Here is a 19,716-nt window from a genome sequence, read left to right as displayed (position 1 = left end):
AACAAGTTGAAAGCAGCTCATAAAGCATAGACAAGTGCTCCATAAATCACAGTAAACCGCCCATAAACAAAGAAACCGCCCATAAGTAATAGTAAAGTGTCCCATAACAAGTTGAAAGCAGCCCATAAAGCATGGACAAGTGCCCCATAAACTCCAACAAACGACCCATAACCAGAAACTCACCAAACCGCCATACCAGAAGTTTCTCCTAAACCACCATTACAACTTAAAAAAGGACCCCCTAAAACAAGGGAATCCCAGCAGAACAAACTCTATTATTCAAATCACAATCTTATCTAATTCCCATTAAGTGCACTATATAAACCAAAAAACCGCACATATTTTGTCTAAATAAGAAATTTTAAGCTTAATGCCTTGTAGCAATGGAGCACTATTCAGTATAATAGGATGGATATTCGGATTTTGGCGAATGAAAGAAAGGGGAGTTCTTATGAACGAGGAATCACGTTTACAAAGTACTCAAATAAAAGAAACTACTTCTCCCGAGAAAAACGTGGAGAAAGATTATAGCAAATATTTTCAAGCAGTTTACACTCCCCCGTCCTTAAAAGATGCAAAAAAACGTGGGAAAGAAGAAGTGGCTTATCACAACGACTTTTCAATTGCAGATGAATTCAAAGGGATGGGACAAAATCGTAAATTTTATATACGTACTTATGGATGTCAAATGAATGAACATGACACAGAAGTAATGGCTGGGATTTTCATGCAGTTGGGATATGAGCCAACTAATACAGTGGAAGATGCGAATGTCATCCTTTTAAATACTTGTGCTATTCGTGAAAACGCGGAGAACAAAGTATTTGGTGAACTTGGTCATTTAAAGCATTTAAGAAGAAATAATCCTGATTTGCTAATCGGTGTATGTGGATGTATGTCCCAGGAAGAATCCGTAGTAAAGAAAATTTTGAAAACGTACGATCAAGTAGATATGATTTTTGGTACACACAATATTCACCGTCTACCTAACATTCTTAATGAGGCGTACCTATCAAAAGAGATGGTTATTGAAGTATGGTCTAAAGAAGGGGATGTAATAGAGAACCTTCCGCGAGTGCGTAAGGGGTCTATTAAAGCCTGGGTTAACATTATGTATGGCTGTGATAAGTTCTGTACATATTGCATCGTGCCATATACACGAGGTAAAGAGCGTAGCCGTCGACCAGAGGATATTATTCAAGAAATTCGCCACCTTGCAGCTCAAGGCTATAAGGAAATTACACTTCTTGGTCAGAATGTAAACGCTTATGGAAAAGACTTTACTGACTTAGATTATCGTTTTGGTGACTTAATGGATGATCTAAATAAAATTGATGTAGCGAGAATTCGTTTTATGACTAGTCATCCTAGAGATTTTGATGACCATTTAATCGAAGTTTTAGCAAAGGGCGGCAACTTGGTAGAGCATATTCATTTACCAGTTCAGTCAGGATCATCTGATATTCTAAAAATTATGGCTCGTAAATATACAAGAGAACATTATTTAGAGCTAGTAAGAAAGATTAAAACTGCTATTCCGAATGCCTCATTGTCAACGGACATTATTGTTGGTTTCCCTAATGAAACGGACGAACAATTTGAGGAAACACTATCTCTGTATAAAGAGGTAGGATTTGAAATTGCATACACTTATATTTATTCTCCACGTGAAGGCACTCCAGCAGCTAAAATGATTGATAACGTGCCAATGGAAGTGAAGAAGGAAAGACTTCAACGTTTAAATGCACTAGTAAACGAAATGTCTGCAGAGGCAATGAAGAAGCTTGAAGGTGATATTGTGGAGGTATTGGTAGAAGGGGAAAGTAAAAATAACCCTGATGTACTTGCTGGATATACCCGAAAAAGCAAACTAGTGAATTTTGTTGGACCTAAAGATATTATTGGGAAGCTTGTTCAAGTTAAAATTACAAATGCAAAAACGTGGTCACTTACTGGTGAACTAGTAGAAGAAACAATTGAAGAAAAGGTGGGTATATAATGACTACTAAATACACTAGAGACGATATTATTGAGAAGGCTAGAGAAATAGCTACTATGATTGCAAACACGGAAGAAGTTGACTTCTTTAAACGTGCAGAAGCACAAATTAATGAAAATCAATCCGTACGCGAGAAAATTGCTAGCTTAAAGAGCTTACAGAAACAAGCTGTTAACTTCCAGCATCTTGGAAAAGAAAAAGCATTGAAGATGATTGAAGGTAAAATAGCTGCAATCGAAGAAGAAATCGACAGTATTCCCATTGTTCAAGAATTTAAGCAATCTCAAGGTGACGTAAACAGTCTGTTACAGCTAGTTGCTAATTCAATCTCAAACAATGTTACTAACCAAATTATTGAATCTACCGAAGGTGATCTTCTTAGAGGAGAAACTGGTTCTAAGGTTAAAAACACTACTTACGATAGCTGTTCATAATGATAAACGACAAAACATACACTGTATCTACACGATACAATGTATGTTTTTTTATTTGGACAAAATTCTTATTGTCTATTGAAATCTCTGGAATTAACGCTCGCTACTTTTCGGCAAATTAACGGAATTTACTTAATTAATTGACATCGTATGAAGTATTTATGATAGAATTATAGAGAACAAAGGGTACTTTTATATAAAAAGGGAGGAAATGTAAAATATGAAAACTAGACAATTTAAATGGTTAGCAGTCTTAAGCATTTTTGCTTTAGTATTTTTAGCAGCTTGTGGAACTAGTGACTCCGATAGTGGGTCAGACTCGGGTTCTGGCGACTCAGCCAAAACAAAAGCAGATTATAAATTTTTAAGTATACTAACTGGTGGAACGCAAGGTACGTATTACCCACTAGGTGGTACTTTTGCTGATTTAGTTACTGAAGAGACAGGTATAAAAACAACTGCTGAGGTATCTCAAGCTTCCGCTGCGAATATGACAGCTTTACATGAAGATGATGAAGGGCAAATTGCCTTCGTACAAACTGATATCGCTTATTATGGTACAGAAGGAACAGAAATGTTCGAAGGAAACAAGTTAGATACAGTAGTTGCAATTGGTGCACTTTATCCAGAAACGGTTCAACTAGTTACCTTAGCGGATTCAGGAATTAATTCATTTGAGGATCTTAAAGGCAAAAAGGTTTCTGTAGGGGCTCCTGGTTCAGGAACATATGCAAATGCTGAGCAACTTTTAGAAATTCATGGTCTATCAATAGAAGATGATATTGAAGCTCAAAACTTAGATTTTGGTGAATCTACTGATGGGTTATCAACTGGACAAATTCAAGCTGCATTTATCACTGCAGGTTACCCAACTTCCGCAGTGGAAGCTTTAAATGCAACTAAAAAAGTAAATATTATTTCTGTTACAGAAGATAAAGCAAAAGAACTTATTGAAAAATATCCTTATTATGCTGTAGATGCTGTGCCTAAAGGTACTTACGGTCTTTCTGAAGAAGTTCCAGTAGTTTCTGTATTAGCAATGCTAGCAGTTAAGAAAGACCTTCCAGAGGATTTAGTTTATGAAATCACAAAAGCGATTTATGGCAATACAGATAAAATTAGCCATGCTAAAGGTGAATTTATTAAAGCAGAAACAGCTCTAGATGGTATTGGAATAGAAGTTCATCCAGGTGCTCAAAAATATTTTGATGAAGTAAACAAGTAATCATTAGTGAAAAGAGGCTTTGATGCGTACAGCTTCGAGTCTCTTTTCTAATTAAGAGAGGCTTTCCACTTCATGAAAAATAAAATAATTATTGTTCTTATAATGATAACTTTCTCTTTTATCTTTATACCTTTTGTACCTACCCTCTCCTTTACCGAAACACGTACGGAATTACCAATTACTCATTATCTTCCTTTAAAAAAGGAAAAAGAATTCCAAATTATTTTTACTCATACTATACATAAAACAGATGTTATTGAAAATTACCGGGTACTAAATAACAAGGAAATTCTCTTACTATCAATGGAATATAGTGACGTTGCGATTGGAATGCCGAGCTACGCAGAAGAGGGGCAAACACTTGTATATAAAGATGGTTTATACACTCTATCGTATGCTCATGAAGCGTTGCCTTCTTTTACTATGTTTGTAGGAGATGTTGAAGATCAGCTTTTTTTACAATACCAAAAGAAGAAATACAATTTAAAAGTAAAACTAGAAAAAGGGAAATCTTATTTATTCGAAGTGAAAAAGCTATCATTATTTGACATAGCGAGAGGAGTTAACCTGAATGAGCAATAATAAAGGCAATAAAAAAGAGCGGAATGCAGAAGAAAGTAATTTTAAAGAGTTGTCAGCTGAGGAACAGCAGGCGCTGCTAGAGAAATACGATCCAGAATCTAATACACGTAGTGTAGGTAGTAATTTTAAATATGTTATTTATTTTGGCTTGCTAGCATTCTCTTTATTTCAGTTGTATACGGCAATTTTTGGACAGTATCCAGCGCAAATACAGCGTACTGTTCATTTGGGCTTCGGTTTATTATTTGTATTTTTATTATTCCCAGCTCGTAAGAAACTTTCTAAAACAAAAATACCGTTTTATGATTATATACTAGGAGCAGCGGCAATTTTTGTAGGAAGCCATTGGGTAATTAATTACGAACGACTTGTTAAAAGTTTAGGTGGTCTAGAAACCTTAGACTTTATAGTCGGTTTAGTTGCTATTATATTAGTTTTAGAGGCTGCACGCCGAGCTGTAGGCTTGCCGATCACTATTATAGCAGGGTTATTTTTAGTATATGCCTATTTTGGAGAATACTTCCCTGCGTTTATGGCTCATCGAGGACAAAGCTTAGATAATATCGTTAAGCTAATGTTCTTTTCAACGGATGGAATTCTAGGAACACCGTTAGCAGTTTCCTCTACGTATATTTTTGCATTCCTATTGTTTGGAGCATTTCTAGTTAAAACAGGGGTTGGACAGTATTTTAATGACCTGGCAGTAGCTGTTGCTGGGAAAATGGTTGGAGGCCCTGCAAAGGTTGCAATCTTCTCATCAGCTTTACAAGGAACTATTTCCGGGAGCTCGGTAGCAAACGTTGTTACTTCAGGATCTTACACCATTCCGATGATGAAATCATTAGGCTATAGAAAAGAATTCGCTGGAGCTGTAGAGGCTTCTGCATCAACTGGTGGGCAGTTAATGCCACCGATCATGGGGGCAGCCGCGTTCCTTATGGTAGAATTTATCGGTCGTGGAGTCACCTACTGGGATATTGCGAAAGCCGCAGCAATTCCAGCGCTTCTTTATTTTACAGGAATTTGGATTATGACTCATTTTGAAGCAAAACGTTTGGGTTTAAGTGGGTTAACAGATGAACAAATGCCAGATCGTAAAGAAATCTTTAAAAAGATTTATTTAATCTTACCGATTTTCTTAATCATTATTTTAATGATGACAGGTGTACCTGTTATCCATGCTGCGTTATATGGCGTGGTAGCATGTATAGTTGTAGGTGCGATTAACAAAAGTACACGTTTAGGGCCAAAAGAAATTTTAGATGCTTTAGTAGACGGGGCACGAACTGCACTAGGTGTAGTAGCAGCCACTGCTTGTGCTGGGATAATTGTAGGAGTAGTCGTGAAAACAGGATTAGGTCTTAGTCTAGCAACTAGCTTAGTTAAGCTAGCGGGTGGAAGTATTATACTAACCTTGTTCTTCGTTATGATTGCATCTCTAATTTTAGGAATGGGAGCTCCAACAACAGCAAATTATGTTATAACGTCGACTATTGCTGCACCAGCTATCATTACCTTACTAGCACCAGATGTAGCACAAAATGCAATACCACTAGTTGTCATATTGTCTGCTCACTTCTTTGTATTCTATTTTGGAATAGTAGCAGATATAACCCCTCCGGTAGCACTGGCCGCCTTTGCAGCCTCGGGTATTTCTGGTGGAGATCCTATTAAGACAGGTGTTCAATCTTCTAAGCTAGCGATTGCCGCCTTTATAATACCTTATATGATTGTATTTTCTCCGACGTTGCTCATGATTGATACGACATTCGGGGAAATTATCTGGGTAACATTCACCGCTGTTACTGGAATGATTTCTATTGGAGCAGGTATGATTGGATATTGGTATCGAAAAGTCAGCTGGATTGAAAGAATACTGGCAATAGGTGCAGGTTTATTGTTAATCTATCCAGAAGGTATTTCTGATATTACAGGGTTAATTATTTTCGCTATATTATTCATCATCCAATTATTTACTCGAGAGAAAAAGGAAAAACAAGCTATTGCTCTATAAAAGCTAAAACCACGAGCTAATTATGGCTCGTGGTTTTATTTCATATGTAAAATTATGAATATATTGGTATAATTAAATTTAACAGAATACATAGAATAGAGGATATATTTATGACGTTAAAATTCATTCAAGCTGGTAAGCATACAAATGATATGATTCATTTTCCTGAATTTGATTTGACAATACAACCCGGAGAGGTAACGGCAATCGTTTCTACAGTAAATGTTAAAGAGCAGCTTTTAAATACATTTCTAGGAAAAACACGACTTTCCAATGGTAAAGTAGATTATCTCCCAGATAAAAAAATAGGTTTTTTCTTTTTACATGAAGGTTGTTATGAACGACTAACGGTAGTTGAAACTTTAAAATATTATCAAAAACTATTTAATTCCTCTGAACAAATAGAAAGCATATTACAAGCAGTGCAGCTAGATGCTCAAAAGAATAAGAAACTAAAGAGTTTGACTTACTCTGAAAGAAAGCGAGTACAGCTTGCATGGTTGCTTATACAAAACCCTGATATATACATAATGGAAGAACCAGATCAAAATCTCGATATCGAGTCGAAAAGGATTCTTTTTTCACTTTTAAGAGAGCTACGTCTAGCAAAAAAAGTAATCTTAATATTAACTGGCCAAGTAGAAAGTGGAGTTGCTTGTTCCGATAATGTATACCGATTAGATGAAAAAGGACTGCGCCCAGTTTTAACTAAGGAAGAAGACAATGAGGAAGTAATAGATAGGAGTGAGCCGACTACTGACAAAATTACCACTACCGATGAAGTAGTAGAAGAAAAAGTAGTTCAGCCAATTCGTTTCGAAAAAATACCGACGAAAGTAAATGAAAAAATTGTATTATTTGACCCTCCAGAGATTGATTACATAGAAAGCACAGAAGGACAAACATATTTACATATTAAAGGGGAAAGCTTTGCATGTTCCTTTACGTTGAATGACTTAGAAGAAAGATTATTGGCTTTTGGTTTCTTTCGCTGCCATCGTTCCTATATAGTAAATTTACAAAAAGTGCGGGAAGTCATTACTTGGACAAGAAACAGTTATAGCTTAGTACTAGATGACTCAGAAAAATCGTCCGTACCACTCTCAAAGACCAAAATGGCGGATTTAAAGGGAATGTTGGGCCTCAAATAAGCTCCATTCAGCATAAAAAGGAGTTCATTCATCCTAAAATTAACTCCTTTCACGGTAATTATAATGTCTTTCCATTAAATATCTTCTAATCTTAGGTTGTAGATACGAAATGCTAAACCAAACAATTAGGAGGTTTTCAAATGGAAAATGTAATTGAAGTAAAAGGCCTTGCCAAATATTTTTCCAACTTTAAGGCAGTGGAGGATGTAAACTTTCAAGTAAAAAAAGGTGAAATTTTTGGTTTTCTTGGACCAAGTGGTTCTGGTAAAACGACTACTATTAAAATACTAACGGGTCAGCTGGATCCCACAGAAGGGGAAGCGTTCGTTTTTGGCGAAAGTGTATCTAACTTTAAAAAGGCTAGTGAACGAAAGCGATTCGGTGTTCTTACCGATAATAGTGGACTCTATAGTAGATTAACAATTTTTGAAAATTTAAAGCTTTACTGTGAGCTATATGATTTACCGATTTCGAAAGTAGATGAGGCTCTTGGATTCGTTAACTTAAATGAGGCACGTAAGAAAAAAATCGCTGAATTATCTAAAGGAATGATACAACGTGTAGTACTAGCGAGAGCTATTCTCCATGAGCCAGAGCTATTGTTTTTAGATGAACCAACGTCTGCATTAGATCCAACAAACACGTTACATATTTATACCGGCTTACGTGCATTAAATGAAAAAGGAACCACAATCTTTTTAACAACACATGACATGCAGGAGGCTGAAACCCTTTGCGATCGAGTTGCATTTTTAAATAAAGGGAAAATTCAATTACTGGATAAACCTAGCGAGCTGAAGAAACAATTTTCAGATGGAACGATGACCGTTGAGCTAACAAACAATGAAACAATCATAATTAAAAGGGATGAGGCTGGAGCAGATACGATGTTCCAATTGATGAAGGAGAATCGTATTTCCACTGTACATTCCAATGAGCCTACATTAGGTGATATTTTTGTCAAAGTGACTGGAGGAGAATTAATATGACATTTTCATGGAAACGTGTAAACGCAATTTTTCAAAAGGACTTTAAGGAATTTAGTAGAAACATGGCAGTCTCAGTTGTTGTCTTTTTACCTATTTTAATGGCAGCTATTTTTAGCCGGATGGGAATGGATCCATTGGTGAATGGTAATTTCACGATAAGCTTTGCGTTAACAATGGTAGGCTCGTATGTTCAATGCTGCTTGATTGCAGAGGAAAAAGAAAGAAATACACTGCGCGGATTAATGCTATCCCCTGCAAATACGTATGAAATTCTTGGTGGGAAAAGTGCATTATCATTCGTTTTAACAATGATAGTAGCTATTGTTAGTGTAATGCTTGCTGAGTATTCTCCAGCCAACGTACCTGTATTATTATTAGGATTAGCCTTATGTGCGATATTTTTTATAGGCTTAGGTACTTTACTAGGGTTAATAGCAAAATCAGTAATGGAGTCTTCTGTGATCGTGTTGCCAGTTATTTTATTGTTTTCTATGGGAACAGCAATCGAAAGCTTTAGTGATAAATATCCTATTTTAAGTGTAATTGAATATATACCAAACCTTCAGCTATTAGAATTAGCAACTAGGATAGATGCTGGAGCTGGGTTTGGAGAAGTTTGGAGCCATTTAGGTATAATCGCTCTATGGTCAGTAGTAATTTATATCATTACTGCTATTGTCTATAGAAAACAAATGGTAGATTAATAAAAGGAAATGTAAACCGACTGAAATATTAAAATGAATTTGATTAAGAGAAATAATGCCAAATATAGGAGAAGCTTTGTATCCCCCAGAGCTACTCCTTAAGGTATTTAGAAGAGAGGATAAAAATAATGTATAGTCCAATTTGATTTAACTCCGTATTAAATGAACGAAATTAATATGGGGGATAATTATGAAACAAAATAAAAATTTTATAGTATTACTAACTAGTCAATCGATTGCAAACCTTGGAGATGTTTTTTATCTAGTAGGTGTTATTAGTGTTTTATATGACTTAACGGGTTCAGCCGCCATTTCTTCCATAGTGCCATTTACTATTACTACTGCAATGTTTATTTCTAGTTTAGTGACTCCTTTATTTCTTGGGAAATATAGGCTAAAGTTCTTACTGGTGTGGTCGCAGGCAGGAAAAACTTTGCTATTAGCATTGTTAGTAGTTTTTCTATTGTTTTTTATGCATTCAACTAATTATTGGTACATTTTCTTTGTAATAGGTGGAATTGCTTTGTTAGATGGCTGTGCCAATCCGATTATGCGAGCTTTCCTACCTCATTATGTGGAAGATGCTCAGCTGATAAAGGCTAATAGTATCGTAGAAACTGTCACTCAGTTATTGCAAATTGGTGCTTGGTTGTTCGGCGGATTGTTACTTTTATTGCTAAGCCCCAATTGGTTAATACTTATAGTATGTGGCTTCTTTTTAGTTTCCACTATACTTACGTTGCTTTTAGAAGATGTAAGTCATGAGGAAAATGAGAAAGATACCCTCTGGAACCAGTTCTGCGAAGGCTGGATTAGTATAAAGAAAACTCCGGTTCTTAAAAAAATTATGCTAATGGATATTCTAGAGACGATAGCAGGTGCTGTTTGGATAGCAGCCATTCTATATATTTATGTGGAGACTGCCCTCCATGAAGGAGAACAATGGTGGGGCTTTATTAATGGAGCATTTTTTATAGGATTATTAGTAGGAAGCATTATTTGTATGAAATATTCCACTGTGACAGATACCTATAAGCAATATTTTATCGGCTATGGCGCATTCATTAGCGGTATTCTTACCATCCTATTCGGTTCTATAAGTTTTCCATTACTAGCGATTATAATATCTGTAGGTATTGGACTAACTAGCCAATTGAAAAATATACCGCAACAAACAATTATTCAGCGAAGCGTCCCGAAAGAAAAGTTATTAACCGTTTATACATCTTTAGGTACAGTAGGTACTGGGCTGTTTGGTATATCTTCCTTAGCCATAGGTATTGCAGTAGATTTAGTCGGCGTAAGAATAGTATTTATTCTTTCAGGTGTACTACTACTTTTGGTGAGCTTGGTAGTTTTAAAGAATAGAAGGTTGTTTAATTAAAGTTGTCATGCAGGAGCTCAGTTATATTACTGAGCTTTCTGTATGTTGTTGGAACTGTATCAGTTATAATGAGTGTAAACAACGCGAGGTGATTTGCATGGATCGTGATTTTTTAATACATATTACTTCTGAAAGCCTCAAGCTAGTCAGAGTAGAGAACGACTATACACAAGATAAAATGGCGGAGCTACTAGGAATCTCCAAAAAAACATTAGTACAAATAGAAAAGGGAAGGACACTAGCAAATTGGACGACCACTATCGCTATATGTGCCTTATTCCGTGATAGCCCAACCTTGCAAAATCATATTGGTGGAGATCCTATGGAGGTAATAGAGCTCACTGCCCACGATGTGATTATACGTCCAAAGGATAAAACATTAGGTGGCTATATATGGTGGAAAAATGTTGAAGAAAAAAATGGTTTTCGCTTACAGCAAAATGTACTTAGCAAGCATTTTCGAATAGTAGATGAAGAAAATTATCGAATTCTTAGCACGTTTGATGAAGCGGTAGCAAGAGATAAGTGGAATATTATTAGTCAGAAAATTTAATGTTGTCTAAAACTCCCCTTTAGTGTAAAATTACACTAAAGGGGAGTTTTAGTATGAAGAATATAAACAAATATCAAATTATAATTATAGTTATTTTCATCAGCGCATTGCTTATTAATTTCATGCCTGCGATTAAATTTCCAGACCATCGGATAAGTATTTTCAACTTAGCTATTTCTGTACTGTTCTTAATAGGCATCCTATATTACTCGAGTGTAAAGGATGGCACTGCTTTATATGGCATTGGATTTGTAGCAACCTTAGTTATATTTGTTGTAAATCTTACGGAAAATCATCTTTTCGATTATGTTGTCTTAGATGTATTAGCTAATATACAATATCCTTTGTATGTTATTTTCGTCATTCCACTTTTTGGACTAAACAAATTATTGAATTTGAGCTACGGAAATTTTTCTTTGATTGTTTCTCTCCTATACCTAACCATTTTAGCTGGCAGCCTTTTAAAGTATAAGTGGAAGGTGCGGAATACGAGTTTACTTATTTTGGTTCTTTTGTTTTATTGTTTGCCTTTTGGCTACTACGGCATGTATTTGGATTATACAAAAGGGTCATTGCTCGGATACCTATCAATGATTATCATTTGTATAGCTCTAGCGTATATTTGCAAAGCATTTCTATTTGTACCTGTTCTAGTTGTAGGGAATTTATTATCTGCTATTAGTTCTTTATATTTTATACACATGATGGATATAAAAGAGGATTGGGGATATTTTTTTAAACCATTTAGGCAAACAACTATATTTTTTATTATCTTCCTTTTAAATTGCATCCCACAATGGTTTGTTATTAGATCAACTGGTAGGAGGGATAGGAAAAGATGAAAAATTGGTTAGTTATAATTTTAGTTATAAGTTTATGTGTAAATGTATTGCTGTTTGGCAATATTTTCTGGAAAGGGATGTATACACCTAACGAAAAGGATCGGGTCATTTTAGGAGAAATGGTACAATTAGTAATAAGCAGTCAGAAATTTAAAACAATAGATGAATCAGAGGGAGTTCTTGCAGTCAATCAAATTGTTGATAGAAACAAGGGAGGGGTATTTCCTTATCACTATGACGTAATTGTATATACCAGTGAGCAGGCATATATCTTTGGTTGTAAAGATGATAAATGTGACGTAGTGGGATTAGTAGGGACTATGGCTTCTAAATACGAAGATTCGGAGCAACTATTACCGTTCAAATAATAAATCGGAGTTAGTGTTCAGAATGGGATATGACCAATTCCGCCGTTAGATCTTTGAAACGAATATATTTTTTCCTCGTCTAATTCATAAAAATAAAGAGGGATTATAATGTATAAAATAGGTTTCCTTGTGTCTTTAATAGTTCTGTCCTTATGTTTAGTGAGCTGTCAACAAAAGGTTGATAGGAAGGTTGATACCGAACCGTCTGATACGAAACCACTAGATACAAAAGCCCAAGCTATAGAAGAAGATTTTGTATATCGACTTGTGACAGAAAAAGCAGAGTACGGTAAGAATGGACCTATAAAAATTTATGCTGAATTAGAATATACAGGAGAAAAAGATGAAATTGAAATTTTTCATTCAGCTTCCCCGTTTTCTTTCCCAATGGTTGAAACTACCAGAAACTTTGAAATCGGATACGGTATGGATACACCATTATTAAGCACTAAACTAAGAAAAGGGGAACCACTCCGTGCAGAATATTGGGGAAGTGGCGGCTACACTTCAGAGGATAAAAAAGAATATGTAGATTTTATAAGTCAAATTATGAATCAGGAATTTCCAGAAGGACGTTATATCGTAAACGGCTCTGCTGATTTTTATGTGAAAGCTAACGGGAAAACTGAACAAAAGAAACACTATAACATTAAATTGCAAGTAGAATTTAGGGTTAATAATACTAACTAGAAAAAAATGCTAGATGAAAACAACTACTCTAACGTAAGAAAGGTTGTTAGCTAATTGAAGAAAGTAATAATAGCCATCTTTTTATTCGGATTAATTGTCATTGTTCAAAGCGTTCAAGTTATTTACACGACCCATACATTTATTAGGGTGATGAATTTAATATCTACCATTTTCATTTCTGTGGCAATCGGTGCCTTTATTAGAGAAATGTTTATTTTAAAGAAGAGTAAATAAGTAGAATAATATATGGAAAGTATTTAACTAGGAATCGGTTATTGGAATAAATTAATCACTATCACATAAATAAAAGAACTAGAGGGGATTAGCAATTTATTTGGTAAGCCATTTAATTTCTAAAGCTTTTTTCTTTGCTAGTTGTAGAATTTGAAGTCTAAATGCTTGCTTGCTCTCTAGCTGTTTGATCATCATTTCAAATGTACTAAAATTACTTATAATATAACCCGTTTTCTCATTGTTAAAGTCATAGTTTCCAAGTATTTTTATTTTTGATAGGTACCAAACTTTATATGTATCGGTAGTAGATTCCGACTTCTTCCATCACTTCCCGCTCTAAAGCCTCCTTCAAACTTTCACCATTTTCTAAACGCCCTCCAATAGTTGTGATTTGCTGTTCTGCCTTGTCCCACGAAAGCATAATCATGCCTTGTTCGGTTATGGGTTTACAATGAACACCAGCAATTCTTCTGTCCTTTGGTAGTGAATCCCTATCATTTAGCATCAAATTCCTCCTTACACCTTAAACTATTTCGATATAAATTTGTAAAAATCTACTTTGAATAAAAAAAGAAAAGCGAAAAAATGTTTACTTAATTTACAAATTTTAGATTATAATAGTATTAACAGATAATTACAATAAATATTTGAATGGGGGAATTATGAGTTGAAAAACTTATATATCATTTTAGCTACTGTCCTAGTAGAAACAGCTATATTATGGGGAGTTTCTATTATATTAGATTGGAAATTCGTAGATGTCATTTTTCTTGGTAGTTTAGCGGTATTTGGCCTCATCTGGTTTCTTCAACTTAATTCTAATAGAAATAGCAATGAAGAGAACGCTCATTTGAAAGGCTGGAATGGACAGGATGGTGGCGGGGTTACACCTTTTCAATTTAAATTCAAAGGATCTCCTATTGTATTAGGATTACTGCTATTTATTGTAGTAAGCTTTTGCATAACTGCATTGACTTATTATCCTTATTTTATTGATTAATGAAAGAGGTCTAGGCTATGGAACGATTGATAACAGAACAAGAGGATTTATTAATAGTGTTAGACAGTCTTTTAAGGGAACCAAAATTTTTTTGGGACGATTTTTATCGTGATCGGAAAAGAGAGGTTCCTTTTTTTACGGTAAAGCCTGATGAAAATTTAGTAGAATATGTGGAACGAAATATATTTAAACAAGGTAATGTGTTAGAGCTAGGATGTGGACCTGGCAGAAATGCCATTTATTTAGCAAATAAAGGATTTGCAGTTGATGCGGTTGATATTTCAAAAGAGACTATACAATGGGCAACCGAGAGAGCAAAAAAAGAAAATATTGATGTTAACTTCATCTGTCAAAATATTTTTGAGCTGAATATTCAGGAAGATAGCTATGACATTGTCTATGATTCAGGTTGTTTTCACCATATCGCTCCTCATCGGCGAATGAGTTATATCCAACTAATACAGAGAGCACTTAAATCTGGAGGCTATTTTGCTATCACTTGTTTTTCTCCAAATGGCGAATATGGTGGAGCGACAATTTCGGACGAAGAGGTTTATCGTTCACTAAGCTTAAAAGGTGGACTTGGGTATGATGAAACTAAATTACGAGCTGTCTTTAAGGGATTTAAGGAGATAGAGATACGACAAATGAGGGAAATAAAACCACCAGCAGAAATGCTTGGCTTAGCTGGTTTTATGACAGCAGTTTTTCAAAAAACATGATTGGTGGGAGCAGTTTTATGTCTAAATGGGTACATCAAATGATAGAAACTTCTCGAGGAAGTTTTGAGGTGTTTACAAAAGGAAAGGGAGAGCCGGTTTGCGTTACACACCATTACTCTGAATTCGATGATAGTGGTGATTATTTTGCTAATACTTTTACAAGTACAAACAAAGTGTTTCTTGTAAACCTGAGAGATGCAGGTAACACAGACAAGCCTAGTTCTCCACACGAATTAAGTATGATTGACGCAGTACTTGATTTAGAGTCCATACGGCAGGCCTATGGTTACGAGAAGTGGATTTTTGCTGGACATTCGACAGGTGGAATGATTGGTTTACTTTATGGTATCCATTTTTCTGAATCTCTTAAATCTCTTATTATTGTGGGATCTTCGGCAAGAGAGTTTAGTTCTTCCTCAACTAAGTGTATTTATAATGAAGAACACCCGAATTATGAAAGAATGCAAGAATTAATGCAACTTTTAAAAAATCCACTTCTTACAATAAAAGAACGCTATCAACTCTCAAAAGAAAGAACTCAATTTTCTTTATATAGACCTGATAATTATGAATCATTTTTTTCGAGTAACATACATAAAAAAATATGTGCTAGCAGACTAAACTTTTTTGGGAGGGAGGCTCTGATTTACGACGTGACACGTCAACTTGATAAGGTCAAAACTTCCGTTCATATTTTGTGTGGGAGACATGACGTTCAGTGTCCAGTAGAGTTTTCTTTAGAAATGCATGAAATACTAGAATATTCCACGCTCGATATATTCGAACAAAGTAATCACTATCCATTCATAGAAGAAAAAGAGTTATTTACACAAGTTATAAATAGGTTTCTCGTAGAATGACTACAGTAAGCAAGTTATGTTCTCTAGAAAGAGAGGCTATATAAATATATGAATAAGTATGGCAATGAATTGTTCACAGGAACAGCTTTGTATTATTCCCGGTACAGACCTCTATACCCAGCTACTCTGATTCGATTTTTAATCCAAAGGTTCGCTTTAGACGGAACGGGACAAATGTTAGATTTAGGGTGTGGTGATGGAAGACTTGCGTTAAGATTTGTCGATTGGTTTGAAAGAATAGTGGGAATAGACCAGGAAGCAGAAATGATTCAGCAGGCTACCCATTTACAGCAGGAGTCTAGATTTAGTAATTTCGAGTGGTTTCTAGGCGATTTGGATAATTATAAAACTAATCATGAGGAATCATTTAAGCTAGTAACAATTGCCAAAGCTTTTCATTGGATGGAACGTGAAAAAACACTTGAACTGTTGTTTAGTATGGTTTCACCAGGAGGCGGTATCGCGATTATTGACCCTGCTTTCACCAAAGTCACGCCTAGTTTGTGGGAACTCAAAGTGGATGAAGTTATGAAGTATTGGTATGGTGGAGAACGAAAAGCAGGAAATACGCTTTATCAACCGCCGAGTGAGACTTATGAACAGCTTATTAATCGTTCTAACTTTGACTTGGAAACCATTGAGCTTCCACCATATCAACATAGCTGGAACATAGATTCTATAATCGGCAATATATATTCATCCTCCTATGGTGCTAAACATTTTTTAGGTTACAATTCTCATGTGTTTGAAAGGCATTTAAGAGAGGAATTACTAAAAATTGAACCTACTGGACGTTTCGAGGAAAAAATCCAACTTTCAGTCCAATTAGCGCTTAAATAAGGAGTGTTATCACTATGCATAAACAAATTAAAACCTACAAGGAAGCTATACATATAATTGAAGAATTTGGGCTATTGCCCCTTGCGCCTCTTATCCCTGATTATCCTTCATTAGGAAGTATAACTGCTAAAGAAGTCTGGCATTCAGATACAGAATTTGATCCATGGATGTGGAGGACACAATTTTCGATGGATGGAACGGCAGGATACGGCAAGTTTATTAAGAAAAAGTCGGTGCTCATTTCAAGGGAGCTACTCCCATACTTTAAAAGGGTTTTAGGTGAAGAAGATTCAGTCGAACAACGTTTTGCAGATGGCAAACTATCAAGAGAGGCTTTAGTAGTTTTTCAATTAATTCAAGAAGAACAGGGAATAGATACTAGAGTTTTACGGAAAAAGTCGGGTCTGATACAAAAGGAGCAAAAGAAAGTTTTTGAAAATGCATTGTTAGAACTTCAGGGTTATATGGATATCGTAATTGCTGGAATTCAAGAGAAGACAGATGAACATGGAGAGAAAAATGGTTGGAACTCCACAGCCTTTGAAACCTATGATGCATGGACTATCAGAAATGGGATCCAGAAGCTTGGCCCTAGTAGACAGGAATCTAAAGACTATTTAATTGCTCATTTTGAGAACAAGTGCAATGAGAATGCGATGAAAAAAATAATTAAAATACTGCAATAGAATGTGGGGATTCAATGGAGTTTTTATATCATATGGTACCAAAGAAAATGATTGGCGATGAACTATTACCGCTAAATTATATAAAAGGCTTAGACAACGAGCTTTATAAGCAATATAGCGAGAAATATCGTAACAGTCCAGAAAGGGAAAGTCTTTTGCAGAGGAAAATACCTAAACTAGATTGTTTGTGAAATGATGTTATATTTTTATTGCCACTTCATCCAAACTACATTTTTGAAGCATTGTCCGAGTTAGGGGTAAGCATAAAAAAGGACCTATTATTTTATGAAATCCCAATTGAAAGACTACATGATAACTTAAATGCAATCTATTATTATCGCAAAGACAATTACAAGGGACCATCTTCAGATATACCTGAAGAGGAAGTGGAAATTATTCAAATGGACTCTTTTCCAATGTTAAATGCAATCCCCGAAAATACATTAATCTACTTTGCTGAAGAAAGTAAGAAAGGTAAAAACTTCGGGATGTTTGCCTATATTCCTCATGTTTTAAGCCTTGGAAAAATTAATATTTATGGTGTAAATCATGTTAACTGGAGTGAGAAGCCGATTTAAAAAATAGGTATAAACCTAGAAAAAGAACAGCGACTGCTGCTCTTTTTTTTGTATAGAAATTCTAAATTAGCGTATCACACATTTTAGAAGGGTATAATAAATACATAAGAAAAAAAGTAATTGATAAGAAAGGAAGGTTCGATGTCAGAAACTCAAAACCAAGCTGGATGGAATCTAGACAATAGTTATACTAGTCTTCCGCCAATGTTTTTTACAATAATAGATCCTAATCCTGTTAGCTCCCCTAAGCTTACCGTTTTAAATGAATCACTAGCCACTGAGCTAGGATTGAATAAAGACTATCTTAAAAGTGAACAAGGTCTACAAATACTAGCTGGAAATAGTGCTCCAGAAGGAAGTAAGCCTCTTGCACAAGCCTATGCTGGTCATCAATTTGGACACTTTACTATGCTAGGAGATGGTCGGGCATTATTGTATGGAGAACAATTAACCCCTGATGGGAAGCGTTTTGATATACAACTAAAAGGCTCTGGTAAAACTCCTTATTCTCGCGGAGGAGATGGAAGAGCTGGACTTGGTCCTATGCTTCGAGAATATATTATTAGTGAAGCGATGCATGGATTAGGAATACCGACGACACGTAGTCTTTCAGTTGTAACTACTGGCGAATCAATAATCCGAGAAACACTTCAACAAGGGGCTGTAATGACGAGAATCGCTAACAGTCATATTCGAGTTGGTACGTTCCAGTTTGCTGCAACCTACGGGACATATGAGGACTTACAGGCACTAGCTGACTACACGATAAACAGACATTATCCTGCGTTGGAGGATAAAGAGAACAAATATTTACTTTTCCTCGAGGAGGTAACGAAGCGTCAAGCATCACTTATTTCTCAATGGCAGCTAGTAGGGTTTATTCATGGAGTGATGAATACAGATAATATGAGCATCAGCGGAGAGTCTATTGACTATGGCCCATGTGCGTTTATGGATACCTATGATATGAACACTGTATTTAGCTCAATTGATACGCAAGGACGTTACGCATACGGCAACCAACCTGGTATTGGTGGCTGGAATCTGGCTAGACTTGCAGAAAGTTTATTGGCCCTTATTCATGAAGATCAAGAGGAAGCAATAAAACTTGCACAGGAAGTGTTATCTGCCTATCCAGAGCATTTCCAAACAAATTACCTAAAAGGCATGAGAGCTAAACTAGGGTTATTCCATGAAGAAGAAGGAAATCTAGCCCTCGTTCAAGAGCTTCTAGAACTAATGCAGAAGTATAAAGCAGACTATACAAACACCTTCCGAGCTCTAACTATGGAAGAGCTAGATGAAAATGAACTTTTTAAATCAGCTGATTTTAATAAATGGCATACAAAGTGGTTAGATAGATTAGAAAAACAACAAGAATCAAAACAAGAAGCAACACAAATGATGAAGCAACATAATCCTTCTGTCATTCCGAGAAATCACCGTGTGGAAGAGGCGCTAGAGGCAGCAGTTGATAGAGGAGACTATCAAGTGATGGAAAGTTTAGTGGCAGTGCTTCAAAACCCTTACGATTATTCAGCCGATAACCAAGAGTACTCGAAGCTTCCACCAGACTCAAGCTGTGGATATCAAACTTTCTGTGGAACGTGAAATATAGATTCTGGTTTTGACTTTTATTTAATGAAATTAACTTTCTTAATCAATAAGTATCAACAAGAACCTTCCAAACAAAATATGTTTGGAAGGTTTTTTTGTTTTAAGTAAAGAGCATCTAAATCATTAGACCTAATAGATTAAGGTAGGTATTATATATCAACTATAATTAAGACTCTTTTAAGACATATCTATAATTATAAAGGGATAATATACTGAAAATTGTAATTATACTGATAAAGGAGGT

Annotated in this window: 23 protein-coding genes; 22 read left to right on the top strand and 1 reads right to left on the bottom strand. The window is 35.5% G+C overall.

Annotated elements, in window-relative coordinates; genetic code table 11:
* Positions 1-451 precede the first annotated feature (451 nt).
* The 14 genes from miaB to MKY09_RS12260 all read left to right on the top strand — a co-directional run bounded on the left by miaB (position 452) and on the right by MKY09_RS12260 (position 13,169).
* On the top strand, positions 452-1,999 hold the full coding sequence (gene miaB / locus MKY09_RS12325; protein ID WP_169358660.1) for a tRNA (N6-isopentenyl adenosine(37)-C2)-methylthiotransferase MiaB: 1,548 nt from the start codon (positions 452-454) through the stop codon (positions 1,997-1,999).
* Positions 1,999-2,433, top strand: coding sequence for a RicAFT regulatory complex protein RicA family protein (locus MKY09_RS12320; RefSeq protein WP_169358661.1), 435 nt, complete (start codon positions 1,999-2,001; stop codon positions 2,431-2,433). Before miaB ends, MKY09_RS12320 begins: the two co-directional genes overlap by 1 nt.
* A 220-nt stretch (positions 2,434-2,653) precedes the next feature.
* Positions 2,654-3,658 carry a TAXI family TRAP transporter solute-binding subunit gene (locus tag MKY09_RS12315; protein WP_169358662.1) on the top strand — a complete coding sequence of 335 codons (1,005 nt, stop codon included), beginning with the start codon at positions 2,654-2,656 and terminating at the stop codon, positions 3,656-3,658.
* Between the two features lie 72 nt (positions 3,659-3,730).
* On the top strand, positions 3,731-4,240 hold the full coding sequence (locus tag MKY09_RS12310; RefSeq protein WP_342566781.1) for a DUF1850 domain-containing protein: 510 nt from the start codon (positions 3,731-3,733) through the stop codon (positions 4,238-4,240).
* On the top strand, positions 4,230-6,254 hold the full coding sequence (locus MKY09_RS12305) for a TRAP transporter permease (protein ID WP_169358664.1): 2,025 nt from the start codon (positions 4,230-4,232) through the stop codon (positions 6,252-6,254). Before MKY09_RS12310 ends, MKY09_RS12305 begins: the two co-directional genes overlap by 11 nt.
* Positions 6,255-6,364: 110 nt before the next feature.
* On the top strand, positions 6,365-7,405 hold the full coding sequence (locus MKY09_RS12300) for a LytTR family transcriptional regulator DNA-binding domain-containing protein (RefSeq protein WP_342566780.1): 1,041 nt from the start codon (positions 6,365-6,367) through the stop codon (positions 7,403-7,405).
* A 140-nt stretch (positions 7,406-7,545) separates the two neighbouring features.
* A complete protein-coding gene (locus tag MKY09_RS12295) occupies positions 7,546-8,394 on the top strand; it encodes an ABC transporter ATP-binding protein (RefSeq protein WP_342566779.1) in 849 nt (282 codons plus the stop codon).
* Positions 8,391-9,098: an ABC transporter permease gene (locus MKY09_RS12290; protein ID WP_342566778.1), complete on the top strand. Its 708-nt coding sequence runs from the start codon at positions 8,391-8,393 to the stop codon at positions 9,096-9,098. Before MKY09_RS12295 ends, MKY09_RS12290 begins: the two co-directional genes overlap by 4 nt.
* A 190-nt stretch (positions 9,099-9,288) precedes the next feature.
* Entirely contained in the window at positions 9,289-10,482 is a 1,194-nt protein-coding gene (locus tag MKY09_RS12285; protein WP_298473359.1) for an MFS transporter, read from the top strand.
* A gap of 97 nt (positions 10,483-10,579) precedes the next feature.
* Positions 10,580-11,035 (top strand): helix-turn-helix domain-containing protein, encoded by a 456-nt coding sequence (locus tag MKY09_RS12280; RefSeq protein WP_298473362.1) that lies wholly within the window; start codon positions 10,580-10,582, stop codon positions 11,033-11,035.
* Positions 11,036-11,088: 53 nt separating this feature from the next.
* Entirely contained in the window at positions 11,089-11,877 is a 789-nt protein-coding gene (locus MKY09_RS12275) for a hypothetical protein (protein ID WP_298473365.1), read from the top strand.
* Positions 11,874-12,245, top strand: coding sequence for a hypothetical protein (locus MKY09_RS12270; RefSeq protein ID WP_342566777.1), 372 nt, complete (start codon positions 11,874-11,876; stop codon positions 12,243-12,245). The genes MKY09_RS12275 and MKY09_RS12270 overlap by 4 nt, the downstream gene beginning before the upstream one ends.
* 108 nt (positions 12,246-12,353) lie before the next feature.
* A complete protein-coding gene (locus MKY09_RS12265) occupies positions 12,354-12,935 on the top strand; it encodes a hypothetical protein (RefSeq protein WP_342566776.1) in 582 nt (193 codons plus the stop codon).
* A 54-nt stretch (positions 12,936-12,989) separates the two neighbouring features.
* Positions 12,990-13,169, top strand: a complete 180-nt coding sequence (locus MKY09_RS12260; protein ID WP_298473374.1) for a hypothetical protein — start codon at positions 12,990-12,992, stop codon at positions 13,167-13,169.
* Positions 13,170-13,458: 289 nt separating this feature from the next.
* Here the strand turns inward: MKY09_RS12260 and MKY09_RS12255 are convergent, their stop codons facing one another.
* Positions 13,459-13,674 (bottom strand): NUDIX domain-containing protein, encoded by a 216-nt coding sequence (locus tag MKY09_RS12255; RefSeq protein WP_342566775.1) that lies wholly within the window; start codon positions 13,672-13,674, stop codon positions 13,459-13,461.
* Between the two features lie 162 nt (positions 13,675-13,836).
* Here MKY09_RS12255 and MKY09_RS12250 point away from each other — a divergent pair, with 162 nt between their 5' ends.
* From MKY09_RS12250 to MKY09_RS12215, 8 genes are all read left to right on the top strand, one after another.
* Complete coding sequence (locus tag MKY09_RS12250) at positions 13,837-14,169, top strand: hypothetical protein (RefSeq protein ID WP_342566774.1); 333 nt, start codon at positions 13,837-13,839, stop codon at positions 14,167-14,169.
* Between the two features lie 17 nt (positions 14,170-14,186).
* Positions 14,187-14,891 (top strand): class I SAM-dependent methyltransferase, encoded by a 705-nt coding sequence (locus MKY09_RS12245; protein ID WP_342566773.1) that lies wholly within the window; start codon positions 14,187-14,189, stop codon positions 14,889-14,891.
* Positions 14,892-14,908: 17 nt separating this feature from the next.
* Complete coding sequence (locus MKY09_RS12240) at positions 14,909-15,751, top strand: alpha/beta hydrolase (RefSeq protein WP_342566772.1); 843 nt, start codon at positions 14,909-14,911, stop codon at positions 15,749-15,751.
* A 48-nt stretch (positions 15,752-15,799) separates the two neighbouring features.
* Positions 15,800-16,591: a class I SAM-dependent methyltransferase gene (locus MKY09_RS12235; protein WP_251552856.1), complete on the top strand. Its 792-nt coding sequence runs from the start codon at positions 15,800-15,802 to the stop codon at positions 16,589-16,591.
* A gap of 14 nt (positions 16,592-16,605) precedes the next feature.
* On the top strand, positions 16,606-17,277 hold the full coding sequence (locus MKY09_RS12230; RefSeq protein WP_298473390.1) for a hypothetical protein: 672 nt from the start codon (positions 16,606-16,608) through the stop codon (positions 17,275-17,277).
* Between the two features lie 14 nt (positions 17,278-17,291).
* Positions 17,292-17,468: a hypothetical protein gene (locus tag MKY09_RS12225; protein ID WP_342566771.1), complete on the top strand. Its 177-nt coding sequence runs from the start codon at positions 17,292-17,294 to the stop codon at positions 17,466-17,468.
* 18 nt (positions 17,469-17,486) lie between these two features.
* Positions 17,487-17,855 carry a hypothetical protein gene (locus MKY09_RS12220; RefSeq protein ID WP_342566770.1) on the top strand — a complete coding sequence of 123 codons (369 nt, stop codon included), beginning with the start codon at positions 17,487-17,489 and terminating at the stop codon, positions 17,853-17,855.
* A 141-nt stretch (positions 17,856-17,996) separates the two neighbouring features.
* Positions 17,997-19,466, top strand: coding sequence for a YdiU family protein (locus tag MKY09_RS12215; protein ID WP_342566769.1), 1,470 nt, complete (start codon positions 17,997-17,999; stop codon positions 19,464-19,466).
* Positions 19,467-19,716 lie beyond the last annotated feature (250 nt).

Origin of the sequence: Psychrobacillus sp. FSL K6-4046 (assembly GCF_038624605.1) — a bacterium.
Lineage (GTDB): Bacteria > Bacillota > Bacilli > Bacillales_A > Planococcaceae > Psychrobacillus.
Note: the sequence above shows the minus strand (reverse complement) of the source record. Positions and strands in the feature narration are given on the sequence as shown.

Excerpts from the sequence above, each read along its gene's own strand:
- miaB (WP_169358660.1), top strand. The coding sequence starts at position 452 with ATGAACGAGGAATCACGTTTACAAAGTACTCAAATAAAAGAAACTACT.
- MKY09_RS12320 (WP_169358661.1), top strand. The coding sequence starts at position 1,999 with ATGACTACTAAATACACTAGAGACGATATTATTGAGAAGGCTAGAGAA.
- MKY09_RS12315 (WP_169358662.1), top strand. The coding sequence starts at position 2,654 with ATGAAAACTAGACAATTTAAATGGTTAGCAGTCTTAAGCATTTTTGCT.
- MKY09_RS12310 (WP_342566781.1), top strand. The coding sequence starts at position 3,731 with ATGAAAAATAAAATAATTATTGTTCTTATAATGATAACTTTCTCTTTT.
- MKY09_RS12305 (WP_169358664.1), top strand. The coding sequence starts at position 4,230 with ATGAGCAATAATAAAGGCAATAAAAAAGAGCGGAATGCAGAAGAAAGT.
- MKY09_RS12300 (WP_342566780.1), top strand. The coding sequence starts at position 6,365 with ATGACGTTAAAATTCATTCAAGCTGGTAAGCATACAAATGATATGATT.
- MKY09_RS12295 (WP_342566779.1), top strand. The coding sequence starts at position 7,546 with ATGGAAAATGTAATTGAAGTAAAAGGCCTTGCCAAATATTTTTCCAAC.
- MKY09_RS12290 (WP_342566778.1), top strand. The coding sequence starts at position 8,391 with ATGACATTTTCATGGAAACGTGTAAACGCAATTTTTCAAAAGGACTTT.
- MKY09_RS12285 (WP_298473359.1), top strand. The coding sequence starts at position 9,289 with ATGAAACAAAATAAAAATTTTATAGTATTACTAACTAGTCAATCGATT.
- MKY09_RS12280 (WP_298473362.1), top strand. The coding sequence starts at position 10,580 with ATGGATCGTGATTTTTTAATACATATTACTTCTGAAAGCCTCAAGCTA.
- MKY09_RS12275 (WP_298473365.1), top strand. The coding sequence starts at position 11,089 with ATGAAGAATATAAACAAATATCAAATTATAATTATAGTTATTTTCATC.
- MKY09_RS12270 (WP_342566777.1), top strand. The coding sequence starts at position 11,874 with ATGAAAAATTGGTTAGTTATAATTTTAGTTATAAGTTTATGTGTAAAT.
- MKY09_RS12265 (WP_342566776.1), top strand. The coding sequence starts at position 12,354 with ATGTATAAAATAGGTTTCCTTGTGTCTTTAATAGTTCTGTCCTTATGT.
- MKY09_RS12255 (WP_342566775.1), bottom strand. The coding sequence starts at position 13,674 with ATGCTAAATGATAGGGATTCACTACCAAAGGACAGAAGAATTGCTGGT.
- MKY09_RS12245 (WP_342566773.1), top strand. The coding sequence starts at position 14,187 with ATGGAACGATTGATAACAGAACAAGAGGATTTATTAATAGTGTTAGAC.
- MKY09_RS12240 (WP_342566772.1), top strand. The coding sequence starts at position 14,909 with ATGTCTAAATGGGTACATCAAATGATAGAAACTTCTCGAGGAAGTTTT.
- MKY09_RS12235 (WP_251552856.1), top strand. The coding sequence starts at position 15,800 with ATGAATAAGTATGGCAATGAATTGTTCACAGGAACAGCTTTGTATTAT.
- MKY09_RS12230 (WP_298473390.1), top strand. The coding sequence starts at position 16,606 with ATGCATAAACAAATTAAAACCTACAAGGAAGCTATACATATAATTGAA.
- MKY09_RS12225 (WP_342566771.1), top strand. The coding sequence starts at position 17,292 with ATGGAGTTTTTATATCATATGGTACCAAAGAAAATGATTGGCGATGAA.
- MKY09_RS12215 (WP_342566769.1), top strand. The coding sequence starts at position 17,997 with ATGTCAGAAACTCAAAACCAAGCTGGATGGAATCTAGACAATAGTTAT.